This window comes from Streptomyces thermospinosisporus, from assembly GCF_039526425.1.
Taxonomy (GTDB): domain Bacteria; phylum Actinomycetota; class Actinomycetes; order Streptomycetales; family Streptomycetaceae; genus Streptomyces; species Streptomyces thermocarboxydovorans.
In genome coordinates, this window is record NZ_BAAAIZ010000052.1 from 1 (window position 1) to 2,924 (window position 2,924).

General features: G+C 70.7%; 2 protein-coding genes and 1 pseudogene. All 3 read left to right on the forward strand.

Features of this window, described 5'->3' with window-relative positions; all coding sequences use genetic code 11:
- The first annotated feature begins 59 nt into the window (after positions 1 to 59).
- Positions 60 to 1,322, forward strand: a complete 1,263-nt coding sequence (gene dxr / locus ABD207_RS18470) for a 1-deoxy-D-xylulose-5-phosphate reductoisomerase (RefSeq protein WP_344014208.1) — start codon at positions 60 to 62, stop codon at positions 1,320 to 1,322.
- An 8-nt stretch (positions 1,323 to 1,330) separates the two neighbouring features.
- Positions 1,331 to 2,623, forward strand: coding sequence for a M50 family metallopeptidase (locus ABD207_RS18475; protein WP_344014209.1), 1,293 nt, complete (start codon positions 1,331 to 1,333; stop codon positions 2,621 to 2,623).
- A 182-nt stretch (positions 2,624 to 2,805) separates the two neighbouring features.
- A pseudogene (locus ABD207_RS18480) lies at positions 2,806 to 2,924 on the forward strand (flavodoxin-dependent (E)-4-hydroxy-3-methylbut-2-enyl-diphosphate synthase); the annotation flags it as partial.

Genomic DNA, 2,924 nt, shown 5'->3' on the forward strand with positions numbered 1-2,924 from the left:
CCCGGCGGCCGGGCGGGCGGTGGCCTGCGCACCCGCCCCGACCGGACACAATGGGGCTCATGACCGACGCTCCAGCTCCCCTCGCCGACCCGCATCTGGTGTACGACCCCGTCGCCGGAGACGGCCCGAAGGACGTGGTGATCCTCGGCTCCACCGGGTCGATCGGCACCCAGGCCATCGACCTCGTGCTGCGCAACCCCGCACGCTTCCGGGTCACCGGCCTCTCCGCGAACGGCAGCCGCGTCGCCCTCCTCGCCGAACAGGCCCACCGCCTCGGTGTCCGCACCGTCGCCGTCGCCCGCGAGGACGTCGTACCGGCCCTGCGGGAGGCGCTCACCGCGCGGTACGGCGCGGGGAAGCCGCTGCCCGAGATCCTCGCCGGGCCGGACGCGGCCACCCAGCTCGCCGCCTCCGACTGCCACACCGTCCTCAACGGCATCACCGGCTCCATCGGCCTCGCCCCGACCCTCGCCGCCCTGGAGGCGGGCCGCACCCTCGCGCTCGCCAACAAGGAGTCGCTGATCGTGGGCGGCCCGCTGGTGAAGGCGCGGGCCAAGCCCGGTCAGATCATCCCGGTGGACTCCGAGCACGCCGCCCTGTTCCAGGCGCTGGCCGCCGGCACCCGCGCCGATGTCCGCAAGCTGGTCGTCACCGCCTCCGGCGGTCCCTTCCGCGGCCGTACCAAGGAGGAGCTGGCGAACGTCACCGTCGAGGACGCCCTCGCCCACCCGACCTGGGCGATGGGCCCGGTGATCACCATCAACTCCGCCACCCTGGTCAACAAGGGGCTGGAGGTGATCGAGGCGCACCTCCTCTACGACATTCCCTTCGACCGCATTGAGGTGGTCGTGCATCCCCAGTCGTATGTCCACTCGATGGTTGAGTTCACGGACGGATCGACACTGGCGCAGGCGACGCCGCCCGACATGCGCGGGCCCATCGCCATCGGCCTCGGCTGGCCCGAACGGGTCCCCGACGCCGCCCCCGCCTTCGACTGGAGCAAGGCGTCCACCTGGGAGTTCTTCCCCCTCGACAACGAGGCCTTCCCCTCGGTGAACCTCGCCCGGCACGTCGGCGAACTCGCGGGCACCGCCCCGGCCGTGTTCAATGCGGCCAACGAGGAGTGCGTGGAGGCCTTCCGCGCCGGCAGGCTGCCGTTCAACGGCATCATGGAGACCGTCACGCGGGTGGTCGAGGAACACGGCACCCCGCCCACGGGAACCTCCCTGACCGTGCCGGACGTCCTCGAAGCGGAGACCTGGGCGCGCGCGAGAGCCCGGGAACTGACCGACCGGACGGCGAGCGCGGAGGCGCGTGCATGACGACCCTGATGTTCATCCTTGGCATAGTCGTCTTCGCGGTCGGCCTGCTGTTCTCCATCGCCTGGCACGAGCTGGGGCACCTGTCCACCGCCAAGATGTTCGGCATCCGCGTGCCCCAGTACATGGTCGGCTTCGGCCCGACCCTGTGGTCCCGGCACAAGGGCGAGACCGAGTACGGCATCAAGGCGATCCCGCTCGGCGGCTACATCCGGATGATCGGCATGTTCCCGCCCGGCCCGGACGGCCGCCTCGAGGCCCGCTCCACCTCCCCGTGGCGCGGCATGATCGAGGACGCCCGCTCGGCGGCCTTCGAGGAGCTCAAGCCGGGCGACGAGAACCGCCTCTTCTACACGCGCACGCCGTGGAAGCGGGTCGTGGTGATGTTCGCGGGCCCCTTCATGAACCTGATCCTCGCCGTGGCGCTGTTCCTGACCGTGCTGATGGGCTTCGGCATCCAGCAGCAGACCACCACGGTCAGCTCGGTGTCCCCGTGCGTCATCTCGCAGAGCGAGAACCGCGACGAGTGCAAGAAGGGCGACCCGCAGTCCCCGGCTGCCGCGGCCGGCATGAAGGCGGGCGACAAGATCGTCGCCTTCGACGGCAAGCGCACCGAGGACTGGGGCACCCTCTCCGACCTGATCCGCGACAGCGCGGGCAAGCAGGTGCCGATCGTCGTCGAGCGCGACGGCCGGGAGGTCACCCTCCAGGCGAAGATCGCCACCAACCTGGTCGCCAAGAAGGACGGCAACGGCCAGTACGTCGAGGGCGAGTACGTCAAGGCCGGCTTCCTCGGCTTCAGCGCCGCCACCGGCGTCGTCAAACAGGACTTCGGCGACTCCGTGACCTGGATGACCGACCGGGTCGGCGACGCCGTGGACTCGCTGGCCGCCCTGCCCTCCAAGGTCCCCGCCCTGTGGGACGCGGCCTTCGGCGACGGCCCGCGCGAACCGGACTCCCCGATGGGCGTCGTCGGCGCGGCCCGGGTGGGCGGCGAGATCGCCACGCTCGACATCCCGGCCTCCCAGCAGCTGGCGATGTTCGTGATGCTGCTCGCCGGCTTCAACCTCTCCCTGTTCCTGTTCAACATGCTCCCGCTGCTGCCGCTGGACGGCGGCCATATCGCGGGCGCCCTGTGGGAGTCGCTGCGCCGCAATGTCGCCAGGCTGCTGCGCCGCCCGGACCCCGGCCCGTTCGACGTGGCCAAGCTGATGCCGGTGGCGTACGTGGTGGCGGGCATCTTCGTCTGCTTCACCATCCTGGTCCTGGTCGCCGACGTGGTGAACCCGGTGAAGATCTCCTAGGCCGGCGCCCTGAAGGACACCTCGCCCGACGGCCCGGAACCCTTTCGTTCCGGGCCGTCGTCCTTTGCGCGGGTTTGCGCAGCGGATGTGCCCCGGCCAGGGCCCGTACCGTAATCTCGAAGCCCGGAGCCCGCTGCTCACCGGGGCCGGACCTTGATCCACGACTTGGGGTTGCACAGCAGATGACTGCGATTTCTCTCGGCATGCCGTCCGTTCCGACCAAGCTCGCCGAGCGCCGGAAGAGCCGGCAGATCCAGGTCGGGCCCGTGGCGGTCGGTGGAGACGCCCCGGTCTCGGTCCA

Excerpts from the sequence above, each read along its gene's own strand:
- dxr (WP_344014208.1), top strand. The coding sequence starts at position 60 with ATGACCGACGCTCCAGCTCCCCTCGCCGACCCGCATCTGGTGTACGAC.
- ABD207_RS18475 (WP_344014209.1), top strand. The coding sequence starts at position 1,331 with ATGTTCATCCTTGGCATAGTCGTCTTCGCGGTCGGCCTGCTGTTCTCC.